Annotated in this window: 18 protein-coding genes; 3 read left to right on the top strand and 15 right to left on the bottom strand. The window is 69.6% G+C overall.

Translation table 11 applies throughout. The annotated features are described in order from the left end of the window. Positions 1-31 precede the first annotated feature (31 nt). From pgi to ACFVXC_RS27790, 13 genes are all read right to left on the bottom strand, one after another. Complete coding sequence (gene pgi / locus ACFVXC_RS27850) at positions 32-1,684, bottom strand: glucose-6-phosphate isomerase (RefSeq protein WP_389910227.1); 1,653 nt, start codon at positions 1,682-1,684, stop codon at positions 32-34. A 181-nt stretch (positions 1,685-1,865) separates the two neighbouring features. Next, positions 1,866-2,201, bottom strand: a complete 336-nt coding sequence (locus ACFVXC_RS27845; protein WP_078077905.1) for an RNA polymerase-binding protein RbpA — start codon at positions 2,199-2,201, stop codon at positions 1,866-1,868. Positions 2,202-2,394: 193 nt separating this feature from the next. After that, positions 2,395-2,625, bottom strand: a complete 231-nt coding sequence (gene secG, locus ACFVXC_RS27840) for a preprotein translocase subunit SecG (RefSeq protein ID WP_383283369.1) — start codon at positions 2,623-2,625, stop codon at positions 2,395-2,397. A gap of 122 nt (positions 2,626-2,747) precedes the next feature. Continuing rightward, positions 2,748-3,524 (bottom strand): triose-phosphate isomerase, encoded by a 777-nt coding sequence (gene tpiA / locus ACFVXC_RS27835; protein ID WP_389910223.1) that lies wholly within the window; start codon positions 3,522-3,524, stop codon positions 2,748-2,750. A 6-nt stretch (positions 3,525-3,530) separates the two neighbouring features. Further along, complete coding sequence (locus ACFVXC_RS27830) at positions 3,531-4,742, bottom strand: phosphoglycerate kinase (RefSeq protein ID WP_389910220.1); 1,212 nt, start codon at positions 4,740-4,742, stop codon at positions 3,531-3,533. 108 nt (positions 4,743-4,850) lie between these two features. Continuing rightward, on the bottom strand, positions 4,851-5,861 hold the full coding sequence (gap, locus tag ACFVXC_RS27825; protein WP_361727061.1) for a type I glyceraldehyde-3-phosphate dehydrogenase: 1,011 nt from the start codon (positions 5,859-5,861) through the stop codon (positions 4,851-4,853). A gap of 189 nt (positions 5,862-6,050) precedes the next feature. Next, the gene (locus ACFVXC_RS27820) at positions 6,051-9,023 is read right to left on the bottom strand and encodes a M14 family zinc carboxypeptidase (RefSeq protein ID WP_389910217.1); all 2,973 of its coding nucleotides are present in this window, start codon (positions 9,021-9,023) and stop codon (positions 6,051-6,053) included. Between the two features lie 160 nt (positions 9,024-9,183). Then, the gene (whiA, locus tag ACFVXC_RS27815; RefSeq protein WP_383282218.1) at positions 9,184-10,173 is read right to left on the bottom strand and encodes a DNA-binding protein WhiA; all 990 of its coding nucleotides are present in this window, start codon (positions 10,171-10,173) and stop codon (positions 9,184-9,186) included. Further along, on the bottom strand, positions 10,164-11,171 hold the full coding sequence (gene yvcK, locus ACFVXC_RS27810) for a uridine diphosphate-N-acetylglucosamine-binding protein YvcK (RefSeq protein ID WP_389910214.1): 1,008 nt from the start codon (positions 11,169-11,171) through the stop codon (positions 10,164-10,166). The genes whiA and yvcK overlap by 10 nt, the downstream gene beginning before the upstream one ends. Next, positions 11,168-12,103 (bottom strand): RNase adapter RapZ, encoded by a 936-nt coding sequence (gene rapZ, locus ACFVXC_RS27805; protein ID WP_389910211.1) that lies wholly within the window; start codon positions 12,101-12,103, stop codon positions 11,168-11,170. The genes yvcK and rapZ overlap by 4 nt, the downstream gene beginning before the upstream one ends. Continuing rightward, on the bottom strand, positions 12,100-14,193 hold the full coding sequence (gene uvrC, locus ACFVXC_RS27800; protein WP_389910208.1) for an excinuclease ABC subunit UvrC: 2,094 nt from the start codon (positions 14,191-14,193) through the stop codon (positions 12,100-12,102). Before uvrC ends, rapZ begins: the two co-directional genes overlap by 4 nt. 195 nt (positions 14,194-14,388) lie before the next feature. Continuing rightward, positions 14,389-15,225 (bottom strand): hypothetical protein, encoded by an 837-nt coding sequence (locus ACFVXC_RS27795; RefSeq protein ID WP_389910626.1) that lies wholly within the window; start codon positions 15,223-15,225, stop codon positions 14,389-14,391. Between the two features lie 5 nt (positions 15,226-15,230). Then, entirely contained in the window at positions 15,231-15,884 is a 654-nt protein-coding gene (locus ACFVXC_RS27790) for a papain-like cysteine protease family protein (RefSeq protein ID WP_389910205.1), read from the bottom strand. A 228-nt stretch (positions 15,885-16,112) separates the two neighbouring features. On the opposite strand from ACFVXC_RS27790, the gene ACFVXC_RS27785 reads away from it, so the two are divergent. Beyond that, positions 16,113-17,060: a hypothetical protein gene (locus ACFVXC_RS27785; RefSeq protein WP_389910202.1), complete on the top strand. Its 948-nt coding sequence runs from the start codon at positions 16,113-16,115 to the stop codon at positions 17,058-17,060. Positions 17,061-17,194: 134 nt separating this feature from the next. On the opposite strand, the gene ACFVXC_RS27780 is transcribed toward ACFVXC_RS27785, so the two are convergent. Next, the gene (locus ACFVXC_RS27780) at positions 17,195-17,614 is read right to left on the bottom strand and encodes a Rieske (2Fe-2S) protein (RefSeq protein ID WP_389910199.1); all 420 of its coding nucleotides are present in this window, start codon (positions 17,612-17,614) and stop codon (positions 17,195-17,197) included. 200 nt (positions 17,615-17,814) lie between these two features. On the opposite strand from ACFVXC_RS27780, the gene ACFVXC_RS27775 reads away from it, so the two are divergent. After that, positions 17,815-18,726: a carbohydrate kinase gene (locus ACFVXC_RS27775; protein ID WP_389910196.1), complete on the top strand. Its 912-nt coding sequence runs from the start codon at positions 17,815-17,817 to the stop codon at positions 18,724-18,726. Positions 18,727-18,732: 6 nt separating this feature from the next. Here ACFVXC_RS27775 and ACFVXC_RS27770 read toward each other — a convergent pair whose 3' ends face one another. After that, complete coding sequence (locus ACFVXC_RS27770; RefSeq protein ID WP_389910193.1) at positions 18,733-19,587, bottom strand: helix-turn-helix domain-containing protein; 855 nt, start codon at positions 19,585-19,587, stop codon at positions 18,733-18,735. 102 nt (positions 19,588-19,689) lie between these two features. Here ACFVXC_RS27770 and ACFVXC_RS27765 point away from each other — a divergent pair, with 102 nt between their 5' ends. Beyond that, positions 19,690-20,274 (top strand): YceI family protein, encoded by a 585-nt coding sequence (locus tag ACFVXC_RS27765; protein WP_389910190.1) that lies wholly within the window; start codon positions 19,690-19,692, stop codon positions 20,272-20,274. The last annotated feature ends 12 nt before the right edge of the window (positions 20,275-20,286 follow it).

Raw genomic sequence — 20,286 nt, 5'->3', positions numbered from 1 at the left:
GGCCTTGGTGATTTCAACTGCTTTCAGTGGATCAACGTCCGCGCAGAGTGCGGTACTTGGCGACAAGCGCCGTCGTCGAACCGTCGAGGTCCGGCACGTCCGCGCCCTCGGTCAGGGCGGGCTCGATGCGCTTGGCGAGGACCTTGCCGAGCTCTACGCCCCACTGGTCGAAGGAGTCGATGTTCCACACGGCGCCCTGCACGAACACCTTGTGTTCGTAGAGCGCGATGAGTTGGCCGAGAACCGACGGCGTCAGCTCCTTGGCGAGGATCGTCGTCGTCGGGTGGTTGCCCTTGAACGTCTTGTGCGGGACGAGTTCGTCCGCCACACCCTCGGCGCGCACCTCGTCGGGCGTCTTGCCGAAGGCCAACGCCTGCGTCTGCGCGAAGAAGTTGGCCATCAGGAGGTCGTGCTGGCCGACAAGACCGGGCAGCAGATCGGCGACGGGCTCGGCGAAGCCGATGAAGTCGGCGGGGATCAACTTCGTGCCCTGGTGGATGAGTTGGTAGTACGCGTGCTGCCCATTCGTACCCGGCGTGCCCCAGACCACAGGGCCCGTCTGCCAGTCGACCGGCTCGCCGTCACGGTCGACGGACTTGCCGTTGGACTCCATGTCCAGCTGCTGGAGGTAGGCGGTGAACTTGGAGAGGTAGTGCGAGTACGGCAGGACGGCGTGCGACTGGGCGTCGTGGAAGTTTCCGTACCAGATGCCCAACAGGCCGAGGAGCAACGGCACGTTGGACTCGGCGGGCTCGTTGCGGAAGTGCTCGTCGACGAGGTGGAAACCGTCGAGCATCTCGCGGAAGGCGTCCGGGCCGACGGCGATCATCAGCGAGAGACCGATCGCGGAGTCGAACGAGTAGCGGCCGCCGACCCAGTCCCAGAACTCGAACATGTTGGCCGTGTCGATGCCGAAGTCGGAGACCTTCCCGCCGTTCGTCGACAGGGCCACGAAGTGCTTGGCGACCGCGCTCTGGTCGGCGCGCAGGCCGGTCAGGAGCCAGTCGCGGGCGGAGGTCGCGTTCGTGATCGTCTCGATCGTGGTGAACGTCTTCGAGGCGATGATGAACAGCGTCTCGGCCGGGTCGAGGTCCCGGACGGCCTCGTGCAGGTCGGCGCCGTCGACGTTCGACACGAAGCGCACGGTGAGGTCGCGGTCGGTGAAGGACCGGAGCGCCTCGTACGCCATGGCGGGGCCGAGGTCCGAGCCGCCGATGCCGACGTTGACGATGTTCTTGATGCGCTTGCCGGTGTGCCCGGTCCACTCGCCGGAGCGGACCTTGTCCGCGAAGGCGGCCATCTTGTCGAGCACGGCGTGCACGGCGGGCACCACGTTCTCGCCGTCGACCTCGACCTCCGCGTCGCGCGGGGCGCGCAGCGCGGTGTGCAGGACGGCGCGGTCCTCGGTGGTGTTGATCTTCTCACCGCGGAACATGGCGTCCCGCAGGCCGAAGACGCCGGTGGCCGCGGCGAGCTCGCGCAGGAGCGTCAGCGTCTCGTCCGTGACGAGGTGCTTGGAGTAGTCCACGTGCAGGTCACCGACCTGGAGCGTGTATCCCGTACCGCGCGCCGGATCCTTGGCGAACAACGCACGCAGCTGCACCTCCCCCAGCTGCTCCCGGTGCTTGCTGAGCGCCGCCCATTCGGGCGTCTGGTTGAGCCTGGCGCCGCTTTCTGCGTTCATCTCGGACTTCAGCCTTCTCTCGTACCTGTGTACGTACACCTTGCCCCGCTGCACGTTCCAACCTAATTGATCAGGGCCCGATATGAGATCTCTGAAGCTGTCTGTCCGGACACGCGCCGGTAAACGCCACGCGAAAAGCACAGCGGCCGGACATCGCCCGATGTCCGGCCCTTCATACGCTCTAGATCTCGCCCCGCAATTTGGCCAGCGCCTCCGCGAGAATCGCCTCGCCGTCCGCGTCGCTGCGCCGTTCCCGTACGTACGCCAGGTGCGTCTTGTACGGCTCGGTGCGGGGCGGATCCGGCGGGTTGTCCCTGTCCTGACCGGCCGGGAAGCCGCAGCGGGGGCAGTCCCAAGTATCGGGAACCTGCGCGTCGCTGGCGAAGCTGGGCACCGTCTCGTGTCCGTTGGAGCACCAGAAGGAGATGCGCAGTCGCGGCGCGGACTCACCGCGCTCGGCCTCGCCCATCGGCCCCGCCCCGACCCGACTTCCACGGATCGCGTTGCCACTTGCCACGGTCGTAACTCCCTGCGTGATGGTGCTGCTGCGGGCGCCTCAGTCTACGTAAGGCCCAACGCGCGTCCAGTGTTCGGAGTTACACCCTCACCCCGACACGCAAGCCCCATGATAATCCGCGCCGTGCGGCGCGCACCGTACATGGGGCTTTAAGCGAAGCTTTCGCAAGGTGGCAATCAAGCCGCTTTCGCGGTCAGTTGTTCACCTTCATCAACAGGCCGAGCACGACGATGCACGCGAACCAGCAGAGACCGACCACGACAGTGATGCGGTCGAGGTTGCGCTCGGCGACGGAGGAACCGCCGACGGACGACTGCATGCCGCCACCGAACATGTCGGAGAGACCGCCGCCCTTGCCCTTGTGCATCAGCACCAGCAGCATCATCAGCAGGCTGAAGACGATGAGGGCGATCGAGAACCCCATAACCACAGCTGGACCAACTTCCTCGGATCTGAATCGATTCTCTGTCGACGACGGGGGCCGGTGCCTCTGGGTGAGGCCGCCCGGCCCCCGCAAGGGTACGACGTATCGGCGCTACCGCATACTCACTGGTCGCGGAACCGCACGATCTTGACGAACTCGTCCGTGTCGAGCGCGGCGCCGCCGACGAGGGCGCCGTCGACGTCGGGCTGGGCCATGATCGCGGCCACGTTGCCGGACTTCACGGAGCCGCCGTACTGGATGCGCACCTTGTCGGCGAGCTCCTGCGAGTACAGCTCGGCGAGGCGGCCGCGGATCGCGCCGCACACCTCCTGGGCGTCCTCGGGGGTCGCGACCTTGCCGGTGCCGATGGCCCACACGGGCTCGTAGGCGATGACGATGGTCTCGGCCTGCTCGGCGGGGATGTCCTTCAGGCCGCCGTCGAGCTGGGCGAGGGTGTACTGGATCTGCTGGCCGGCCTCGCGGATGTCCAGGCCCTCGCCGATGCAGAGGATCGGGGTCAGGCCGTGCTTGTAGGCGGCCTTCACCTTGCCGTTGCAGATCTCGTCGGTCTCGTCGTGGTACTGACGGCGCTCGGAGTGGCCCACGGCCACGTACGTGCACTTCAGCTTGGCGAGCATCGGGCCCGAGATCTCGCCGGTGTACGCACCGGTGTCGTGCGCCGAGATGTCCTGGGCGCCGTACTTGATCTTGAGCTTGTCGCCGTCGACCAGGGTCTGCACCGAACGCAGGTCGGTGAAGGGGGGCAGGACGGCGACCTCGACGGCGTCGTAGTCCTTGTCGGCGAGGGCGAAGGCGAGCTTCTGGACGTGTGCGATGGCCTCGAGGTGGTTGAGGTTCATCTTCCAGTTGCCCGCCATCAGCGGGGTACGCGTAGTCATCAGGTGTCAGTTCTCCAGTGCGGCGAGGCCGGGGAGCGTCTTGCCCTCGAGGTATTCGAGGGAGGCGCCGCCGCCGGTGGAAATGTGGCCGAATGCGTTCTCGTCGAAGCCGAGGATCCGTACGGCCGCAGCGGAGTCGCCACCGCCGACGACCGTGAAGGCCTCGGAGTCGAGGAGCGCCTGGGCGACCGCTTTGGTGCCCTCGGCGTAGTCGGGGTGCTCGAAGACGCCCATCGGGCCGTTCCAGAAGACGGTGGCCGCGTCGGTGATCTTCGAGGCGTAGAGCTTGCAGGTCTCGGGTCCGATGTCGAGACCCATGTGGTCGGCCGCGATGGCGTCCGCGGCGACCGTGGTGGGGTTGGCGGGGGCCTTGGCCTTCAGGTCCGGGAACTCCGTGGAGGTCAGCACGTCGACGGGGAGGACCAGCTCGACGCCGTTCGCCTTCGCGCGCTCGATGTACTCCTTGACCTGCGGCACCTGGTCCTCCTGGAGGAGGGAGGCGCCGACCTCGTGGCCCTGGGCCTTGAGGAAGGTGTACGCCATGCCGCCGCCGATCAGGAGGCGGTCGGCCTTGCCGAGCAGCTGGTCGATGACGGCCAGCTTGTCGGAGACCTTGGCGCCGCCGAGCGCGACGACGTACGGACGCCTGACGTCCTCGGTGAGCTTCTTCAGGACGCCGACCTCGGTGGCGATGAGGTAGCCCGCGTAGTGCGGAAGACGCGCCGGAAGGTCGTACACGGAGGCGTGCTTGCGGTGCACGGCACCGAAGCCGTCGCCCACGTAGACGTCGGCGAGGGCGGCGAGCCGGTCGGCGAACTCGCCGCGCTCGGTGTCGTCCTTGGACGTCTCGCCCGCGTTGAAGCGGAGGTTCTCGATGACGGCGACCTGGCCGGGCTCGAGACCGTCCACCGCGTCGTGCGCGGCGGGACCGACGGTGTCCTGGGCGAACGCCACGGGCTTGCCGAGGAGTTCACCGAGGCGCTCGGCGGCGGGAAGCAGCGAGAACACCGGGTCCGGGGCGCCCTTGGGGCGGCCGAGGTGCGAGGCGACGATCACCTTGGCGCCCGCGCCCGCGAGCTTGGTGACGGTCGGCAGGACGGCGCGGATGCGGCCGTCGTCGGTGATGGTGCCGTCGGCGAGCGGCACATTGAGGTCGGCGCGGACGAAGACCCGCTTGCCCTCGACCCCTTCGGCGATAAGTTCGTCGATCGTCTTCATGGCTGGACTCCAGGACTCCTTTAGAGGGCTGACGTGCAACAAGGCCCGGACCACGCAGTATTGCGCGATCCGGACCCTGTGCTCACATCGAGGTGCCTGCTCTGCTGATCAGAGCTGACCGCCGACGAAGACCGTGAGGTCGACGAGGCGGTTGGAGTAGCCCCACTCGTTGTCGTACCAGCCGAGGATCTTCACCGTCTTGCCCTCCTGGACCATGGTCAGGGAGGAGTCGAAGGTGCAGGAAGCCGGGTCGCCGACGATGTCCGACGACACGATCGGGTCCTCGGTGTAGGTGAGGAAGCCCTTGAGGGCGCCGTCGTCCGAGGCCTTCTTGAACGCGGCGTTGACCTCGTCCTTGGTGACCTCGCGCTGCAGGTCGACGACGAGGTCGGTGGCGGAACCGGTCGGGACCGGGACGCGCATCGCGATGCCGTCGAGCTTGCCCTTGAGCTGCGGAAGGACCAGAGCGGTGGCCTTGGCGGCACCGGTCGTGGTCGGAATGATGTTCTCGGCGGCGGCGCGGGCGCGACGCAGGTCCGAGTGCGGGAAGTCCAGGATGCGCTGGTCGTTGGTGTACGCGTGCACCGTCGTCATCAGGCCCTTGACGATGCCGAAGTTCTCGTCGAGAACCTTCGCCATCGGCGCCACACAGTTGGTGGTACAGGACGCGTTCGAGATGACGTGGTGGTTGGCCGCGTCGTACTTGTCCTGGTTGACGCCCATCACGATGGTGATGTCCTCGTCCTTGGCCGGAGCCGAGATGAGGACCTTCTTGGCGCCACCGGCGATGTGCTTCTCGGCATCGGCCTTCTTGGTGAAGATGCCCGTCGACTCGATCACGATGTCGACGCCGAGCTGGCCCCACGGGATGTCGGCGGGGTTGCGCTCGGACAGCACCTTGATGGTGTGGCCGTCGACCGTGATGGTGTCCTCGGTGTGCGACACCTCGGCCTTGAGACGGCCCAGGATGGTGTCGTACTTCAGGAGGTGAGCCGTAGTCGCGGTGTCACCCAGGTCGTTGACAGCCACGATCTCGATGTCCGCACCCTGCTCGAGCAGCGCCCGGAAGTAGTTGCGCCCGATGCGGCCGAAGCCGTTGATGCCTACGCGGATCGTCACGAACCGATCTCCTCGTTGGTACGCCGGTTTCAGACGCCGGCGAGATGTATGGGATGTCCCCGACCGCCTCCGACCCTACCTCTCTGATGGCCTTTGGGTGACATCGACAGGGGGTCCGAACAGCACGGCGGCCCGTACCCCCGAGTAGGAAGTACGGGCCACCGCGATCACGGTCCCGACTACGCAGCGTCAGCGGCGCAGATGTGCAAGGGAGGCGCCCATAAGAGCAGTGCGCTCGGCAGTGTTGGGTACATGCTCGAACCCGAAGCCGAGGAGCACGCTGTCACGCGCTGTGACGGCCGCATGGGGCTTGTAGAGCTCGCCGGTGCGGGCCCAGTCACCCGTGACGCCGGGGCTCCCGGGAGGCGCCGGAGCGACCGCCCAGGTGCCCAGGGAGGCCTCGAATCCCTCGGTCTCCGTCACGTTGCCCCCTACCACAACCTGCGCGTTGTCGGCAAAGAGTCCGCGGCCCCCGCTGGAGGGGTCGGTGATGGCGCTGAGCGACACCTCGACCTTCTTGCCCGCGTAGGCGCTCAGGTCGAAGGCGACGGGCTTCCAGCCGCCGGAGGATCCGGTGAAGCTGTTCCAGGCGCCGCTGGTGCCGCTCGCCGTGCAGCCGGTCGCCGACTGCGTCAGGTAGTGGCGCAGGAACGGGTGGCCGTTGATGAAGAACCCGGCCCCGCACTCGGCGGGCACGGCCGACGACGAGTTGCCGTTCGTGTCCGGGAGCGTGGTCCAGTCGTCGGCGCCGGTGGTGTGCGCCTCCAGTACGCCGTGGTCGTATCCGGTCTCGAGGTTCCAGTTGAGCGCGAACCGCAGCTCCGGCTTGTCCGCGGCCGTGACCCCGGTCAGGTCGATGGTGCGGGTCAGCCGCTTCCAGTCCTGGTCGGCATGGGTCGCCGATGCCATGCCCTGGCCCTCGAAGGGTGCGTAGGGGTTGGTGAGACCGGGGTAGCTGCCTGCCGCCGCGCTCTTGAACTGCGGGAACTCGTCGGCGGGCAGGGTGTCGGACGTGACGGTGAAACGGCCCGCCTTGTCCAGGGGGTTGGCGTCGGCGGCGCCCAGCGACGCCTTCACGCCGTCGAGCGCGCCGCTGCCGGCGAAGCTGGTGGCGCCGGGTGCGGAGAGGCGTTCGTACGCACCCAGGTAGTACTGCGCGAAGTCGTCGGAGAGCGCGCCCCCGAGGTCCACGTTTCCGCCGGTGCGCTCGCCGGACTCGATCAGCTTGCCGCCCTCGTTGAGGTAGGCGCGCAGGGCGAGCTGGGTGGCCGCCCCTGGCACCGGGTCACCGGTGTAGTGCACGACCGCGGAGAAGTGCGACAGGACGCCGAGCGGGTGCGGGGCGCCCTGCTTGGCGACGTCCCAGACCACGGCCGGACGCCCGTTGGCCTTGAGGGCGTCCACGTACTTCTGGGCCTGTGTCGCCGCGGCGCCCTCCTCGGCCACGACGAGGGTGCTGGCCTTGGCGCGCTCGGTGACGGTGTACGTGAAGTGCGGGCTCTGGGTACGACCCTTCTTGTCGCGGCCGGTGAACCACACCTCGACCTTGTCGCCCACGCGCGCGTCCTCGACCTCGGCGCGGTACTGGTCGAAGTGGAGGTTGTCCTCACCGCCGTACGTCTCGCCGCCCTTCCAGGCCTTGAGGTCCTCGTCGTGCGTACGGCCGCCGTTGATCCGGTAGTTGAGCTCCTTGTCGCGCACCGACTTGCGGGCGGTGACGGCGACTTCCTGGTCCGCTCCGCGCGCGTAGGAGGCGGTGAAGGCGTCCGGCGTGAAGTCGGGGGCCTCGATGCCGGGTACGGAGACCGGCTGGTCGGGATGGAGCGCGGTCTCGGCGACGGCGAGCGCGAACGGGACGTTCTTCGCGAACTCCTGCTGGATCAGCTTCTCGTCGTCCGGGAAGGTGAAGACGGAGGCGCAGTCCTCGGGCTTCCAGGCGTCGTTCGGGTCGATGTCGGAGGCCGTCTGGCAGGTGGACATCTCCGGCGTGAACATCGACATGCCGTTGATGTTGCCCGCGTGGCCGTCCGCCTCGCCGTTGGTGGTGTAGAGCTCCGAGGAGACCTGTGGGTGGTAGCCGGGGACCGCGGAGTTCTCCGGGGTGCCCGCGAGTGCCTTGTAGAGCACGTCGTCGGGGCTCGGCGTGGCGACCTGCCAGCCCACTCCGTAGAGCAGCAGTTCGGCCGCCGAGTGGTAGTTGATGCCGTATGCGAAGCCGATGCGCTTCTCGAAGCGGTCGAGCGCCTTGGTCTCGGGCTCGGACATGGGGCCCGCGCCTCGGTAGGTCTCCGAGGACGGCTCGGGGGACGAACCCTCGTTGTCGTAGCCCCACTTGTAGGTGAAGTTGCGGTTGAGGTCGACGCCGTCGCCCGCCGCGGTCCTGCCGTCGCCGTCGATGTCGCGGAGGTTCTTGCGCCACTGACGGTCGCCGTCGGCGGCGTGTGTGAAGTCGTAGCCGTCAGGGTTGGCGGAGAGCACGAACCACAGCTCGGTGGAGTCCACGAGCTTGGTGATGCGCTGGTCCTTGCCGTAGTTGTCGAGGTAGTGGTGCATCAGGCGGCGGGTCATCTCGGGGGTGATCCACTCGCGCGCGTGCTGGTTGGACATGTAGAGGGTGGACGGCTTGGAGCCGTCCTTGGACTTGTTCGCGCCCTTGGAGAGCTTCAGAGCGAGGATGTCCTGGCCCTTGAGTGTCTTGCCGATGGAGACGACCTTCGTGAGGCCGGGGTGGGCCTGACCGGTCTTGACGATCTCCTCCTTCAGGCCTCCCTTGCCGCTGTACGGCCTGAAGACGCCGTCCCCCGCGGCCTTCAGCTTCCGCTCCGTGCTCGCGGAGACCTTCTGCTCGGTGAGCTCGACGCCCTCACGCTCGACGCCCTTGGCCTGCGCCCTGGTCAGATAGACCTCGACGCGGGCGGTGCCGCGCTCGGGGGCCTGTCCCGCGAGCTCGCGTGCGTCCTGGCCCGCCTCGATGAGGATCGGGATCTGCTTCTTGGTGACCTGGGCCTCGTAGACCTTCACGGCCGCCGGATCGCCGGTGGCCGGGGCCTTCGCCCCGCTGTCGGCCTGGGCGTGCGGCACGGCGACGAGCCCGCCGACGAGTAACGCGCCCGCGGCGACGACCGATCTGAAACCGGCTCTGGATCTCACTCTTCGTCTCATGAGCCCCCCTTGCGGTTGTCCGGCACATTTGTGCGCGGACGCCAGGCTCGTGATACTTCATGATCATGTCAATATGGCGTGAAGAGCGATGCGGAAAGGACACGAAGAAGCCGCCGGGGCCTCAGCGGGCCCCGGCGGCTTGCGTGACGTACGACGGCGGTCAGACCGCCATGTTGTCGGCGAGCTCCTCGCTCAGGTTGGACTCCGTACCGGCGATCCCCAAGTCCTGCGCCCGCTTGTCCGCCATGGCGAGAAGGCGGCGGATGCGGCCCGCGACCGCGTCCTTCGTCAGCGCGGGCTCGGCGAGCGCGCCAAGCTCCTCCAGGGAGGCCTGTTTGTGGTCCATGCGCAGCCGTCCGGCCGCCGCGAGGTGCTCGGGGACCTCGTCGCCGAGGATCTCCAGGGCACGCTGCACGCGGGCACCGGCGGCGACGGCCGCGCGGGCCGAGCGGCGCAGGTTGGCGTCGTCGAAGTTGGCCAGGCGGTTGGCGGTGGCGCGCACCTCGCGGCGCATCCGCCGCTCCTCCCAGGCGAGCACGGACTCGTGGGCGCCGAGCCGGGTGAGCAGGGCGCCGATCGCGTCACCGTCCCGGACCACGACGCGGTCCACGCCGCGCACCTCGCGGGCCTTGGCCGCGATCTGCAGCCTGCGCGCGGCACCGACGAGCGCGAGGGCCGCCTCCGGACCCGGGCAGGTCACCTCCAGGGAGGAGGAGCGCCCCGGCTCGGTCAGCGAGCCGTGCGCGAGGAACGCCCCGCGCCACGCCGCCTCGGCGTCACAGGTGGCCCCCGAGACCACCTGTGGCGGCAGGCCCCTGATGGGGCGGCCACGGCCGTCCACGAGGCCTGTCTGCCGGGCCAGCTGATCGCCGCCCGCCACGACCCGTACGACATAGCGCGAGCCGCGTCGCAGCCCGCCGGGAGCCATCACGATCAGCTCCGAGCTATGTCCGAAAATCTCAAGAATGTCCCGCTTCAGCCGCCGTGCGGCCATTGCCGTGTCCAGCTCCGCCTCGATCACGATGCGGCCGCTCACCAGGTGAAGGCCGCCCGCGAACCGCAGGATGGCCGAGACCTCTGCCTTTCTGCAGCAGGTCCGGGTGACGGGAAGCCGGGAGATTTCGTCCTTCACCGCTGCCGTCATCGCCATGGGCCGATCCTTCCATGCATCCGAAAAATACGGTCGTACGCGGTGGCCAGGAGCTCCGGATCGTGCCTCGGAGTGCCATCGTGCCTGGCCACCGGCGCCAGCTCGACCGTGGCGCCGAGCCGCTTGGCGGCATCGGTGAGTGACTCACGGTCGGGCACGGCGGCGTCGTCGGCCAGCACCACGTCCAGGGCGAGTTTAGGGGCGTGTCGGGCCAAAACCTCCAAATGACGCTGCGGAGAGAACCCATCTGTTTCACCGGGTTGTGGCGCGAGGTTCAGCGAGAGCACCCTGCGGGCCTTCGTCTGGATGAGCGCATCGAGCAGTTCGGGGACAAGCAGATGCGGGATCACGGACGAGAACCAGGAGCCCGGGCCGAGCACCACCCAGTCCGCGTCGAGCACGGCGGCGACCGCTTCGGGGACGGCCGGCGGGTCGCGCGGGACCACGTGCACGGACTGCACCTCACCCGGGGTGAGCGCCACCGTGGCCTGTCCGCGCACCGTGTCCACGTCGTCCGGGCGCTCCGGGTCGTGCCCCTTGACCAGCGCCTGGAGCTCCAGCGGGACCGCGGACATGGGCAGCACGCGCCCGTGCGCGCCCAGCAGCTTGCCGACCAGGTCGAGTGCCTGGACGTGATCGCCGAGCTGCTCCCACAGAGCGACGATCAGCAGATTGCCGACCGCGTGTTCGTGCAGATCGCCCTTGGACTGGAAGCGGTGCTGGATGACGCGGCTCCACGTCTGGCCCCAGTCGTCGTCGCCGCACAGGGCGGCGAGCGCCTTGCGCAGGTCGCCCGGCGGCAGGACGCCCAGTTCGTCGCGGAGCCGCCCGCTGGAGCCGCCGTCGTCGGCGACGGTGACCACGGCGGTGAGGTCACCGGTGATGCGCCGCAGCCCGGCGAGCGAGGCGGACAGGCCCATCCCGCCGCCGAGCGCCACGACCTTGGGCTGGGTGCCCCGCTTGCGGCCCAGGCGGTTCAGCCGCAGGGAGGACTTCACTCTCGCCCCATGTCCCGATGGACGAGGACGGTCTCGACTCCCTCGGAGACGAGGCGCGCCGCGAGCTTCTCCGACATGGCGACGGAGCGGTGCTTGCCGCCCGTGCAGCCGACCGCGATCGTCACGTAACGCTTGCCCTCGCGGCGGTAGCCCGCGGCGATGAGCTGGAGCAGCTCGGCGTACCGGTCGAGGAACTCCTTGGCGCCCGGCTGGTTGAAGACGTAGTCGGAGACCTCTTCGTTCAGCCCCGTGAAGGGCCGCAGCTCCGGCACCCAGTGCGGATTGGGCAGGAAGCGGCAGTCCACGACGAGGTCGGCGTCGACCGGCAGGCCGTACTTGTAGCCGAACGACATGACAGTGGCCCGCAGCTCGGGCTCCTCGTCGCCCGCGAACTGGGCGTCCATCTTGGCGCGCAGCTCGTGCACGTTCAGGCTGGACGTGTCGATCACCAGGTCGGCGTCGCCGCGCAGCTCGCGCAGGAGCTCGCGCTCGGCCTCGATGCCGTCGACGATGCGGCCGTCGCCCTGCAGCGGGTGGGGGCGGCGGACCGACTCGAAGCGGCGGACCAGGGCGTCGTCCGAGGACTCCAGGAAGACGATCCGGCGGGTGACGTGCTTGGCCTCCAGGTCCGCGAGGGACTGGCGCAGATTGTCGAAGAAGCGGCGACCGCGGACATCGACGACGACCGCGATGCGGGCGACGTTCCCCTGCGAGCGGGCGCCGAGCTCCACCATGGTGGGGATCAGCGCGGGCGGCAGGTTGTCGACGACGAACCAGCCGAGGTCCTCGAGACACTTCGCCGCGGTGCTGCGTCCGGCTCCCGACATGCCGGAGATGATCACCAGCTCGGGGACCACTTCGGCGGTCTCACCTGGCGTGATGGTCGTGCCCGTACTCACTTGCTCGCCGCCTTCGTCGTGCTCGGTGGTCATGTCTCCTGCCCCCGTCGTTCCTCTGAGGTGCCCGCGGTCACGTGATCCTCGCCATCGCCAGAGGCTCCCGCGCTCGCGGGCTCCTCTTCTTCAATGATCTCTCCGGTCGCCGTGTTCACGGCGGGTCCCGCGGGTACCGCTCCGGCCAGGGCCGCCACGATCGACTCGGCCGTCTTGCGGCCTACGCCCGGAACCTCACAGATCTGCTCGATTGTCGCGGATCGCAGCTTCTTCACGGAACCGAAGTGCTTGATCAGCGTCTGCTTGCGCGCGTCACCGAGGCCCGGCACGGCGTCCAGCGGTCCGGCCTTGAAACGCTTGGCCCGCTTGGCCCGCTGATACGTGATCGCGAAGCGGTGCGCCTCGTCGCGTACCCGCTGGAGAAGGTACAGGCCTTCGCTGGTGCGCGGCAGGATCACCGGGTCGTCGTCGCCCGGCACCCAGACCTCTTCGAGGCGCTTGGCGAGGCCGCAGACCGCGATGTCGTCGATGCCGAGCTCGTCGAGGGCCCGCTGGGCAGCCGCGACCTGCGGCTGGCCGCCGTCCACGACGACGAGCTGGGGCGGGTAGGCGAAGCGCTTGGGACGGCCGTCCTCCTCGGTGAGGGCGCTCACCTCGCCGTTCGTCTCGCCGATCTCGCCGGACTGGCCGGACTGGCCGGACTCGTCGGGGTCCCACTCCCCCGTCTGCTGCTTGTCGGAGAGGTAGCGCTTGAAGCGGCGCGTGAGCACCTCGTGCATGGAGCGGACGTCGTCCTGGCCCTCGAAGCCCTTGATCTGGAAGCGGCGGTACTCGCTCTTTCGTGCGAGGCCGTCCTCGAACACGACCATGGAGGCCACGACGTCGTCACCCTGGAGGTGCGAGATGTCGTAGCACTCGATGCGCAGCGGGGCGCTGTCCAGTTCGAGCGCCTCCGCGATCTCCTCCAGGGCGCGCGATCGGGTCGTGAGGTCGGACGCGCGCTTGGTCTTGTGCAGCACGAGGGACTGCTGCGCGTTGCGCGCCACGGTCTCCATGAGCGCCTTCTTGTCGCCGCGCTGCGGGATGCGCAGCGAGACGTTCGAACCGCGGCGCTCGGTGAGCCACTCCTGGACGGGCTCTATGGGCTCGGGCAGCGCGGGCACGAGGACCTCCTTCGGTACGGAGTCCCCGCTCTCCTCTCCATAGAGCTGCTGGAGGGCGTGCTCGACGAGGTCACCGCTGGTGACCGCCTCGACCTTGTCGGTGACCCAGCCGCGCTGACCGCGCACACGGCCGCCACGGACGTGGAAGATCTGGACGGCCGCCTCGAGCTCGTCCTCGGCGAGGGCGATGAGGTCGGCGTCCGTGGCGTCCGTGAGGACGACGGCGCTCTTCTCCATGGCCTTCTTGAGGGCCCCGATGTCGTCGCGGAGACGGCCCGCCTTCTCGTACTCCATGTCTTCGGCGGCGTCCGCCATCTGTCGCTCGATACGGCGGATGTACGTCCCCGTACGGCCCGTCATGAACTCGCAGAAGTCCTCGGCGAGTTCGCGGTGCTCCTGCGGGGAGACGCGCTCGACGCAGGGCGCCGCGCACTTGCCGATGTAGCCGAGGAGGCAGGGGCGGCCGGTGCGCTCGGCGTTCTTGAAGACCCCCGCCGAGCAGGTGCGGACCGGGAAGACACGCAGGAGGAGGTCCACCGTGTCGCGGATCGCCCACGCGTGGCCGTAAGGACCGAAGTAGCGGACGCCCTTCTTCTTCTGGCCGCGCATCACCTGCACACGCGGGAATTCCTCGTTCATCGTCACCGCGAGATACGGATAGCTCTTGTCGTCGCGGTACTTGACGTTGAACCGGGGGTCGAATTCCTTGATCCAGGAGTATTCGAGCTGTAGCGCCTCGACCTCGGTGGAGACGACCGTCCACTCGACGGAGGCGGCCGTCGTCACCATCGTGGCGGTGCGCGGGTGCAGATTCGAGAGGTCCTGGAAGTAACTGGCCAGGCGCTGGCGCAGGCTCTTGGCCTTGCCGACGTAGATCACCCGGCGGTGTTCGTCGCGGAACCGATAGACCCCCGGCGAGTCGGGGATCTGTCCCGGCTTGGGGCGGTAGCTGGAGGGGTCTGCCATGCTCCACACCCTACTGGCGAGGGCTGACAGTCAGAGTCTTGAGGGGGCCCGCCCCTCCCTCTCCCGACGGCCCGCCGCCGGGGAACTCCGGCTCCCCGCACCCAGGACCACCGCCTCCCCCGCCCTCATGCCCACCCGCCTGAAGGGCGGGTGGGCGGGGAAGCCCCCGGCCGGGAGCAGGGGCCCGGGGTCAGGTCAGCCGCGCTGCCGGGCGCGACGTCGCAGGACGGCCACCCCGGAGAGGCCAAGGGCTACCAGGGCCCCCGCTCCCGCCACGGAGGAGGCGACCGTGACGGGCCCCTCGGCCGAAGCCTCGGCCGGAGCCGCCGGGGGCCGCGCGACCGGCTCCTTCGGGGCGAAGCCCCCCGCCTTGCCGGACTTCGCGTACGCCGAGCCGGGCAGCTTGTCGGCGTACGCGTCGTGCACACGCTTCTGATACGCGGCGACCGAGACGCCCTCCGAGCCCACGGCACGCACCGCGTCCGCGTTCAGCGGAAGGACCCGCCCCCGCCCCTGTACGTACCAGGCATTGATCTGCGGCTCGTGGAAAACGGTGCCCCCGGGGAGCTTGTCGGCGCCCACGCGCGCGTAGCGCGTCTCGTCGTCCCCGGTGGCGATGTTCACGACCTTCCAGGAGCCCCCCTGTTTCACCGTCCACAAGGAGGCTTCCTGCCCGTCGGAGGAGACCGCCTTGCTGGCGAGGAACTCCACGCGGGCGACCGGCGCCCCCTTCTCACCGGCGACGAACTCCGGGGAGAGATAGCGCACGGGCACGGCGTCGCCCCGCACCCGCGGGTCCGCCGCCGCCCTGCTGACGGTCCCCTCGCGGGCGAAGAAGCGGGAGAGCGTGTCGAGGGTCCTGGGGGCGCCAGCGGCCTCGTGGGCCGCGTCCAGGGAAGCGTCCCGGGGCCCGGGGTCCGCGGAGGCGTACGGCGCCGCGAGGCCGAGCAGCAGGGTGGCGGCCGAGCCGGCGAGCGCCGCCCTCAACAGGTGCCGGGGAAGCGGGCGGGGCAGGGGAAGGTGACGGGTCATCGTGCTCACGCCCCGATCCGGTACAGCGAGTGGGTCCAGGAGAAGGTGTTGTTGTTGACGTACCAGCTGTGCGAGGCCCAGTTGTAGCGGTCGTTGGACGGCCACGGGTCACCCCAGTAGACCCAGCTGCTCGCGTCGTCATAGCCGTAGAGGACGTGCATGTGGCCGCCGCCGTTCGACCACTGGATGCGGGTCTCGACCGGACGGCCCGCGTTGATCTCGGCCTGCACGGTCGGGTAGCGCAGCCAGCCGCTGACGTACGAACCGGCGTTGACGCCCGCCCAGTCCAGACCGTTCTGCACGTCGCCGAGCGTGGCCTGCGAGTTGGGGCACTCGGTGTTCTGGTTGCGCCCGAAGGCCGCGTTGCAGAACTGGTTCTGGCTGTAGTTCTTGCCGTAGAAGGCGGCGATCGTGTTCCCGGAGGCTGCCCAGCACCAGTTGGTCTTCTGCTGGGCCTGCATCGTGATGTTCAGGCGCTTGGCGGCGAGGAGCGAGGGAGCTGAGGGGCCGGCCGCGTCGACGGCGCGCACCGCGCCGGACGAGCCTGTTTCGGGGACGGCCGTGGCCGTGGCCGCCGGTGCGGCCACCAGGGCCGCCGCCACGACGGCGAGTGCGGACAACCGTCTGCGTCCGCTGTACTTACTGCTTCTATGGCGCATCGCGTTCCTCCCGAGCGGGGGGTGGGGTGATGGAGGAGCGCGTCCGGACGCTGCGATTGAGCATCGAGTGTTGTCCGGTGCAGGTCAACAAGGTTCAATGCGGGATTACTTGGGCCGTGAACGGCGGCGTACGTATGTGAACACCCCTCGTACGCCCACCTGGTGGCCCGGTCCGACCGGCGCGTATGCCCGGACGGCCGATGTGAATGTTCACAGAAGGGCCTTGCGATGCGGCACGGCACACAGCTCGCGGACGGCGCACCCGCTGACCTGGAGGCCGCGCTGCGCACCGGCCCCTTCCACGTGGCGCTGCGGGCCGCGATCGCCGCACGGCGCCTTCCCCTGCAACGCGTACGGCATCACCTCGCGCGCCAGGGCGTCAACGTCGGCGTGACGAGCCTCAGTTACTGGCAGCAGGGCGCGCGGCGCCCGCAGCGCACCGAGTCGCTCCGTGCCGTGCGTGCCCTGGAGGAGATCCTCGAACTCCCCGAGGAGTCACTGATCCGGCTCCTCGCCAAGTCCTCCGAACACCCCGGCTGTGAACGCCCGGCCGCCCGCTCCTACCGCTCCCTGCTCGAAGGGTCCGACGTCCTCCAGGAACTGATCACCGGGCTCGGATCACCGCTCGACGGCGGCCTGCACACCGTCGGCCACCACGAACGGGTGCGCATCGGCGGGCGCCGCGAGCTGCTCGGCCGCGACTCGCAGCACGTCGTGCGCGCGCACCGGGACGCCGTCGACCGCTATCTCGCGATCTACCGCGGCGACCCCGGCTGCGCACCGGAACGCGTCGGCGTCCACGCCCTGGAGAACTGCCGCACGGGTCGTGTGCGGTGGCACCATGAGACGGGGGTGCTCGTCGCCGAACTGCTCTTCGACGCGCGCCTGCGCGCGGGCGACACGCATCTGTTCCGGTACGGCTTCGAGGACGGCACGGCGGGGACGGCCACCGAGTACTTCCGGGGCTTCACCTTCGCGGGCGGGCAGTACGCGCTCCAGGTGCGGTTCGACGAAGGCGCGCTGCCCGTACGCTGCCACCGCTTCGCCCAGCATTCGGCCGCCGCGCCGCGCGGCGGGCGCCAGGAGCTGACGCTGAGCGGCAGCCATCGGTCGGTGCACCTCGTGGAGCCCCAGGTGCGGGCGGGGATCCTGGGGATCGCGTGGGACTGGGAGTGAACGGGAAGCGCAAGCACACCGCCGCACAGCCCTCAGACGCTCAGACCATCAGCCCATCAGCCCCTCAGCCCTCAGCCCTCAGCCCTCAGCCCTCAGCCCTCAGCCCTCAGCCCTCAGCCCTCAGCCCTCAGCCCTCAGCCCGCGATGATCTTGCCGTCCGCCACCTTGACCGGCAGCTCCGACAGCGGGTTGACGGCCGGGTCGTGCAGCACCTTGCCGTTCGTGGCGTCGAACTGACTTCCGTGGCAGGGGCAGATGAGCTTGTGCCCCTCCAGCTTGTTGATGGGGCACTTGGCGTGCGTGCAGATCGTGCTGAACGCCTTGTACTCGTCGTGCGAGATGCGGCTCACGACCACGTTCTCGTCGGTGTAGAGCTTCGATGCGCCCACCTTCACCTCGTCGGCCGCACCGATGTCCACCGGCGCGGTCGGCGCCGAACGGTTGGAGCCGCCGTCGCCGCCGGACGAGCAGGCCGTGATCCCCAGACCGGCGGCCGGTACGAGGGCGGCGGCGCGCAGCACGGCGCGACGGGCGGGGGGCGGCGTGCCGGGCATGGAATCTCCACAGGTCAGGCGCTTCAGTGACGGATCAGACCATACCGGTGGGATGCCGCGTGTCCGCGTTGGGCGCGGCCGTGCCCGAGTGCCGCCCGTGTCGGGCCGAGCCCGCCCGGAAGCCCTAGCCTGTGGCGGAAAGCCGGGGAGTACGACCGCAGAGTCGACAGCCGAGAGCGCAGAGCCGAGAGGAACCACCCGTGATAGTCGTCGCAGGAGAGGCCCTGATCGACCTCGTCCCGCAGGAGTCCACCGGCACCGGGCTGCCCCCTCTCGCGCCGCGGCTCGGCGGCGGTCCGTACAACACCGCGGTGGCACTCGGCCGCCTCGGCTCCCCCGTCGCCTTCCTCTCCCGGATCTCGGCGGACGCGTTCGGTGACGCGCTGGTCGGCGAGTTGCGGGCCGCGGGTGTCGAGGTGTCGTACGTGCAGCGGGGCGCCGAGCCGACGACGCTCGCCGTCGCCTCGATCGGCGCGGACGGCTCCGCCGGATACTCCTTCTACGTCGAGGGCACGGCGGACCGGCTCTTCACGGCCCCGGAACGGCTGCCCGACGACGTGACGGCGCTGTCGTTCGGCACGTGCTCGCTCGTCCTCGAACCGGGCGCGAGCGCGTACGAGGAGCTGATGCGCCGGGAGGCGGCGCGGGGCGTGTTCACGGCGCTCGACCCCAACATCCGGGCGGGCCTGATCCCGGACGCGGACGCCTACCGCGCCCGGTTCAAGAGCTGGCTGCCGTCGGTCTCGCTGCTCAAGCTCTCGGAGGACGACGCGAGCTGGCTCGGCGGCACGCCGCGGGAGTGGCTCGCGTCCGGCCCCGGCGCGGTGGTGATCACGCGGGGCGGCAAAGGTCTCACCGTCTTCACACGGGACGGCGGGGAGTGGTCGGTGCCGGGCGAGCGGGTCGACGTGGTGGACACCATCGGCGCGGGCGACACGGTCAACGCGGCCCTGCTGCACGGACTCTGCGCACGGGACGCGCTGTCCACGGAGTCCCTCGCGGGGCTCGGCGCGGACAGCTGGGGCGAGGTCCTGGACTTCGCGGCACGCGCCGCGGCCGTCACCGTGTCCCGCGCGGGGGCGGAACCGCCGTACGCGAAGGAGCTGGGGTGAGGCGGGTCAGCCCGTCACCGCGCGCAGACCGCCCGGCTGGCGGCCGTTGAGGCGGTCAAGCGCGGCCGACGAGGCTTCGTCGGCCGGCAGGTGGACGACCAGTCGCTGACCGTCGGCATCGGGCAGCGTCAGCGTCTCGTAGGAGAGTCTCATCGCGCCGACCTCCGGGTGCGCCATACGTTCGACGCCACTGTTCCGGGGCAGCCGCGGCACGACCGTCATACGGTCGGCGAACGGCGCACCGGCGACGACGGTCAGCTCGTCGGCGAATCCCCCGGCGTGCGGGTCGTCGAGCATGGACTGGCCCCGGAACAAGGCGATCTGCTCGTCGGCGACGGCGTCCCACTCGGGGTAGGCGGTGCGGGCCCGCTCGTCCGTGAACAGGAACCGGATGAGGTTCGGTCGCTCGTCGTCAAGGAGACCGAAGGGCCGCACGATCCGCTCGTAGCCCGTGGTGTACGCGAGGATGTCGCCGAGCCGGTTGAAGAGGACAGCGGGCGTGGGCTCCAGGCGGTCGACGAGCGCCCGCACGGTGGGGCGCACCGACCGGGACGGCACGCTGGCCGTCGGGCAGCAGGGGTCGCCGCTCGTCTCCTTCTCCAGGCGGCGCAGGTGGAAGCGCTCTTCCACCGTCAGCCGCAGGGCGTCCGCGAGCGCGCCCATCACCTGCGGAGACGGGTGGCGGTCCCGGCCCTGTTCGAGCCGGGCGAGGTACTCGACGCTGACCCCGGCGAGCGTGGCGACCTCGGAGCGGCGCAGGCCCGGCGTGCGGCGACGGGGGCCGGTGGGAAGGCCGACTTCGGCGGGCGTGACCGCTTCACGGCAGGTGCGCAGGAAGGTGCCCAGCTCGTTGTCGCTCACCGGCCGAACGTACCAGCTGCCGATGGACCGGATCGTGGCCCTGTCACTACCAGTCTCAGCTCGGCCTTCCTCGCCTCCGCCGCGCCGCGCAGAGTGGAGCGCATGACCACTTCTGACAGCACAGCCACCGCCACGACCGCTTCCGGCGCGCTGCCGCTGCCCGCGGGCAGCTGGGAGATCGACCCGTTCCACTCCGCCGTCAACTTCACCATCCGCCACCTCGGGATCTCGAAGGTGCGGGGCCGCTTCAGCGAGGTGACGGCCGGTCTCGTCGTGGGCGGGAGCGTCGAGACCTCATCGGTGACGGCGACCGTCGACCTGGCGTCGATCGACACCGGCAACAAGGACCGCGACGCCCATGTCCGCGCGCCGGACCTGCTTGACGTCGAGCGCCGCCCCACGATGACGTTCCGCTCGACGCGGGTCATCGGCAAGGAGGACGAGTGGACCCTGGAGGGCGAGCTGACCATCGGTGACGTGACGAAGCCGGTCACCCTCGCCGTCGAGTTCGGCGGCCTCCAGGCCTTCCCCGGCTCCCCGCGACGGCATGCCGGGTTCGAGGCGACCGGGGAGATCAGCCGCAAGGAATACGGCCTCGACTTCGGTGCCGGGCTGCTCGGTGACGTGGTGAAGATCCAGCTGGACATGCAGTTCCTGGAGCCGGAGGCCGCGCCCACCGAAGGTTAGTTCGACGGAGGC

It is taken from the genome of Streptomyces sp. NPDC058257 (assembly GCF_042881845.1).
GTDB lineage: Bacteria > Actinomycetota > Actinomycetes > Streptomycetales > Streptomycetaceae > Streptomyces.
The sequence above is the reverse complement of the archived record's forward strand: the minus strand, read 5'-3'. Positions and strand labels throughout refer to the sequence as shown.

What these genes read in the sequence shown, in the direction of transcription:
- rapZ (WP_389910211.1), bottom strand. Translation starts at nt 12,103, where the DNA reads ATGACCACCGAGCACGACGAAGGCGGCGAGCAAGTGAGTACGGGCACG.
- ACFVXC_RS27765 (WP_389910190.1), top strand. Translation starts at nt 19,690, where the DNA reads ATGACCACTTCTGACAGCACAGCCACCGCCACGACCGCTTCCGGCGCG.
- ACFVXC_RS27790 (WP_389910205.1), bottom strand. Translation starts at nt 15,884, where the DNA reads ATGCGCCATAGAAGCAGTAAGTACAGCGGACGCAGACGGTTGTCCGCA.
- uvrC (WP_389910208.1), bottom strand. Translation starts at nt 14,193, where the DNA reads ATGGCAGACCCCTCCAGCTACCGCCCCAAGCCGGGACAGATCCCCGAC.
- secG (WP_383283369.1), bottom strand. Translation starts at nt 2,625, where the DNA reads ATGGGGTTCTCGATCGCCCTCATCGTCTTCAGCCTGCTGATGATGCTG.
- tpiA (WP_389910223.1), bottom strand. Translation starts at nt 3,524, where the DNA reads ATGACTACGCGTACCCCGCTGATGGCGGGCAACTGGAAGATGAACCTC.
- ACFVXC_RS27830 (WP_389910220.1), bottom strand. Translation starts at nt 4,742, where the DNA reads ATGAAGACGATCGACGAACTTATCGCCGAAGGGGTCGAGGGCAAGCGG.
- whiA (WP_383282218.1), bottom strand. Translation starts at nt 10,173, where the DNA reads ATGGCGATGACGGCAGCGGTGAAGGACGAAATCTCCCGGCTTCCCGTC.
- ACFVXC_RS27820 (WP_389910217.1), bottom strand. Translation starts at nt 9,023, where the DNA reads ATGAGACGAAGAGTGAGATCCAGAGCCGGTTTCAGATCGGTCGTCGCC.
- ACFVXC_RS27780 (WP_389910199.1), bottom strand. Translation starts at nt 17,614, where the DNA reads ATGCCCGGCACGCCGCCCCCCGCCCGTCGCGCCGTGCTGCGCGCCGCC.
- ACFVXC_RS27785 (WP_389910202.1), top strand. Translation starts at nt 16,113, where the DNA reads ATGCGGCACGGCACACAGCTCGCGGACGGCGCACCCGCTGACCTGGAG.
- ACFVXC_RS27795 (WP_389910626.1), bottom strand. Translation starts at nt 15,225, where the DNA reads ATGACCCGTCACCTTCCCCTGCCCCGCCCGCTTCCCCGGCACCTGTTG.
- pgi (WP_389910227.1), bottom strand. Translation starts at nt 1,684, where the DNA reads ATGAACGCAGAAAGCGGCGCCAGGCTCAACCAGACGCCCGAATGGGCG.